Below are 4456 nucleotides of genomic sequence, written 5' to 3'. Positions count from 1 at the left end.
TGGCAGATCTTCCGCAGATCCCGCATCAGCCCCAACCGCATGACCGTCATCGCCAAAGCCGTCCTCACCCTGGAGAGGCAACACTGAAAGTGCTCCTTGAATATTTTCTCATCGGTATGTGCTGGTTGCTTGATAAGCATGAGTGGTCCGCGGGCAAGGGTTCAAGGCCAAGGTTGGCGGGGTGCGGTCGGAGTGCCTGCCCGGCCGATCGAACCTGCCTGTCAGGGGACGCAGTCGCAGGGGGCGCGCCCGAACGGGGCTCCTGCAAGACGGCAGGAAGAGGAACCGATTTCCGCGGTTCCTACTCGGCGGGATCCCGCCGAGTAGAGTGGATGCTGGTGGGCAGGCTGCGCGTGGGTAGGCCCGGATGCTCTGGCCGGGCATGGGATCGCTCGGGAGATTGCCATGAACATGCCGGTCGATTCCGTACGGTGGCCTCTGGTGGGGCGGGCAAAGGAACTGGCAACCTTCACCAAGGTGTGGGCGGACCCGCGGTGCTCAGGGCTCGTAATTTCGGGACCCGCCGGGGTCGGTAAATCGCGACTGGCTGAGGAGTGCCTGGCCCAGGCTGTACGCCTCGGCTTTGAGGGAGGCCGGGCAACCGCGTCAGCGGCTGCGCATATGGTTCCGCTCGGCGCGATTGCACATCTGCTGCCACCAGGAGTGGACTTCTCGGATCCCGTGCAGGGCTTTGCCGAGATCATGAGCGCCCTGACCGGAGTCCATCGACACAAATGGGCGCTGATGGTAGATGACCTTCATCTGCTGGACGCAGTCTCAACACTGCTGCTGCGGCAGCTGATCGAGGCGAAGGCAGTCCGGCTGATCTGCGTGGTTCGCACTGGGGAGCCGCTCACGGAAGCAGTCCAAGCTTTGTGCGACGAGCAGTCCATGCATCCCATCGAACTGGCGGACCTGGAACGGCACCAGTCGGATGATCTTGTACGGACCATACTGGGGGGGCCGGTCGGCAGCCGTACTCTCCGTGAGCTGTACGAGGCATCAGACGGCAACGTGTTGTACCTCCATGAGCTGGTCCTCGGCGCCACGGCGGCTGGAACCCTGACCAGCGATGGAGAAATCTGGGAACTGGCCGAGGGACACCCCTCAGGCACGCCCAGGCTCGCTGAACTGGTCGGCGCTCGACTGGCGGCCGCCCACCCGGCTGGCCGGCCGGTCCTGGAACTATTGGCGCTGTGCGAGCCGTTGCCGCTAGCCGATGCCCAGGCCGTCATCGAGCCCGACGCTCTGGAAGCCCTGAAGAACTCACGGCTCATCAGAATGACGAGCGATCAACGGCGCACAATGGTGACACTGGAGCACCCGCTGTATGGTGAAGTCCTTCGGACCGACATGGCCCTGCGTGGCCGGGCAATGCTCTTGGACCAGGTGGAGCGCACCCTGGCTCACGGTGCAAGACGTCGCGACGATGCTCTGCACATCGCGATCTGGCGGCTGGCCGCTACAGGTACCGCCGACCCGGAGCTTCTTACGAGAGCTGCCGTCCTTGCCCGGCATGCTCATGACTACCAGCAGGTCGTCGCCCTGCTGGAGGCGCTGCCGCAGGCAGAGCGATCGTACGCCACGCTCCTGATGCTCGGCGAGGCCTACTTTCAGATGGGGCGCTGGGAACGCGCTGAGGAAGTGCTGGTCGACGCCGACACAGCAGCAGCCGATGAACAGGAAACGCTCGCCGTCACGCTGGCAAGAGCCTCGAGTCTGCTGTGGAGCAATGCCTCCTTTACCGCGCCCCTTGCTGTGAACAATGCCGCGCTCGACCGGATCGCCAACCCGGTGGGCCGACACCTGTTGAGGATCAACGAAGGCTTTCTTCGCATTGTGGCTGGCCAGCCTCTCGAAGGGCTCGTTCTGCTGGAGTCTTTGGAAGCCGATGCCGCAGATGCGGCCGACATCAACGCTTGGTTGCGCGGAGCCCTGATGAAACCGGCAGGGCTGGCAGCAGTGGGCCGTGCGGACGAGGCAGTGGCCCTGGCCGAACATGCCTATGCCGTCCATCTGCAGGTCGATGAGAGGGCACTCGTATCGCATCCTGCCGTCCAGCGGATTCCCTTCGTGTTTGCGCTCACCGAGTCAGGCCGTCTCACAGATGCCCGGCGTGAGGGAGAGAAGGTCTTCGCTGAACTTGCCGTCGATGGCACCCTTGTGCAGGTATGGATGGCGGTATTCCTCGGACGTATGGAATGGCTTTCAGGTCACCCCGTCGCATCGCGCCACTGGTGGGCTGAGGCCGCGGCCCTCGCCCGTGCCATCAACCACGCCAAAGTCCTTCGCCTAGTGCTCGCCGGACTTGCGGCATCGGCAGCGCTCCTGGGTGACCTGGCAGCGGCCGAGAACGCACTGTCGGAGCACCGCACCCTTCCGCCTTTGGAACCCGTGCTGCTCTCGGCCGGTGAAGAACGTCTTGGAGAGGCATGGTTGCTGGCCGTGCGAGGCCGGCTGGGAGAGGCGCGAACGGTACTGACGGAGGCTGCCAGAGCAGCTCGCAGAACGGGCCACATCACTTCCGAAGCGCTGCTGCTCACTGATGTGGCCCGGCTGGGGGGAGCAAAAGAGGTCAGGCACCGCTTGGCGGAGCTTGCACACGACTGCGACGGCACCTTCGTGGCTGCCCGCGCACATCTGGCGGAAGCGATGGCTGCGGACGATCCTCAACGACTCTTGGCCACTGCCGACGAACTGGAGAAGATCGGCGCCGATCTCCTGGCGGCCGAAGCCGCATCAGCTTCCTCGGCGGCCTGGCGGCGAGCGGGACAGCCCCATCGAGCCGCTACCGCTGCGCATCGAGCCCAGGTACTCGCAGCGCGCTGCCAGGAAGCCCGGACTCCTTTGCTGACCACGGCGAAGGCCGCCGCCGTCCTGACCGCCCGAGAGCACGAGATCGCGCTCCTCGCCGCCGCAGGCGTAAGCAGCAAGGACATCGCCGCCGCGTTGAAACTGTCACCGCGTACCGTCGACAATCACCTGCAGCACGCCTACACCAAACTTGGTGTCGCGACACGTCGCGAACTCGCCGACACTCTGGAGCCCAAGACCGGTTGATCCGGTGTCAAGGCAGCCCCTTCGAGCTGTGACCTGCAGCGGAGCGGGGCGCTGCCTCCCTCTTTGCCCAGAGAGGAGCGGGGCAATGGCTCGTTAAAGAGGTCGTTTTCATCTGCCTGCCCGCAAATAGACAATTTCTTGAAGGTCGGGAATGTGGTGCGGGAGTTAGCTTCGGTGCGGTTGGGGCACGCAGGTCGGATGGGGTGACGGGTGGGGCGGGATACGACTTGTGCCTGTCTCATTCCAGAAGGTCCGCTTCACTGCCTGCATGCTTCTGTCGGCATTGCGGTGCGCTGGGCGCACTCGCTTCGCAGCAATACGCCCCGAGTGTGACAATGCGACGTCCGTATCCGAGTGATCTGTCCGATGCTCGCTGGGAGTTGGTCGAGCCGGTCCTGGCTGCCTGACGCTTCGAGCGCCGCGGCAGGGCCCTGGACTTCGGCCGGCCACCCGAGCATGACCTGCGCGACATCATGGATGCGATCTTGTATGTGGACCGGACCGGGGTCCAGTGGCGCTACCTCCCGCATGACTTCCCGCACTGGAACACGGTCTACGGCTACTTCGCCAGGTGGCAGCGGGAAGGCGTGTTCGCCCAGCTCAATGGCCTGCTCAGGCAACTCTTACGACAGAAGGAAGGACGGGAGGCCGAACCGTCGGCCTGCGTGATCGACGCGCAGAGCGTGAAAGCCTCCACCAGCGTGCCCGCCTCCGGCCAGGGCGTCGATGCCGGGAAGAAGATCGTCGGGCGGAAGCGGAGCATCGTCACCGACACCGTCGGCCTTCTCCTCGCCGTACTGGTAAACGCGGCAAGCGTGCAGGACTCCATCGCCAGCACCCAGCTTTTGGACCGGGTCGCCGCCGAACATCCCCGCGTCCGCAAAGTGTGGGTCGACGGCGGCTACCGTCAGCACCTCGTCGAGCACGCAGCCGCCCTCGGCATCGACATGGAAATCACTCAACGCAAGCCCGGGACCAGGGGATTCACCCCGATCCCCAAGCGGTGGGCGGTCGAGCGGACCTACGGCTGGCTCATGCTCCACCGCCGCCTGGCCCGCGACTACGAGACCTTGTCCGTTCGCTCCGAAGCCATGATCCACATCGCCATGACCGACCTCATGGCCCGCCGCCTCGCCAGCGAGAACACCATCTCCTGGCGCGACCCGACACCGCAGACCAAACAGCAGATTCCGGGATAAAACAACGGGAGAAAACGACCTCTAAGAGCAATGCCGTTGCTTTTGTCGTGGGCGTAGGCTGGTTGGCAGTGGGTCCCGGGGGTGGTTGGGGTGGCTTCGAGCGCGTCGGACTTATCGGGTCTGGGTCTGCTGACGTGGGTGTATCCGCCGGGGTTGGTGGACCGGGTGGTGGCTGCGTGCGGGCGTTCAGAGCAACG

The 4456-nt window shown here is 64.7% G+C and carries 1 protein-coding gene and 2 pseudogenes; all 3 read left to right on the top strand.

The window, feature by feature from the left end:
* A pseudogene (locus tag ACFWBT_RS41995) lies at positions 1-87 on the top strand (IS5/IS1182 family transposase); the annotation flags it as partial.
* A gap of 318 nt (positions 88-405) precedes the next feature.
* Entirely contained in the window at positions 406-3060 is a 2655-nt protein-coding gene (locus ACFWBT_RS41990) for a LuxR C-terminal-related transcriptional regulator (protein WP_385709801.1), read from the top strand.
* Between the two features lie 329 nt (positions 3061-3389).
* Positions 3390-4259 (top strand): annotated as a pseudogene (locus tag ACFWBT_RS41985) (IS5 family transposase).
* Positions 4260-4456: the final 197 nt, after the last annotated feature.

The sequence above is a fragment of the Streptomyces sp. NPDC060027 genome (genome assembly GCF_042737005.1).
In the GTDB taxonomy this organism is placed as follows: domain Bacteria; phylum Actinomycetota; class Actinomycetes; order Streptomycetales; family Streptomycetaceae; genus Streptomyces.
The sequence above is the reverse complement of the archived record's forward strand: the minus strand, read 5'-3'. Positions and strand labels throughout refer to the sequence as shown.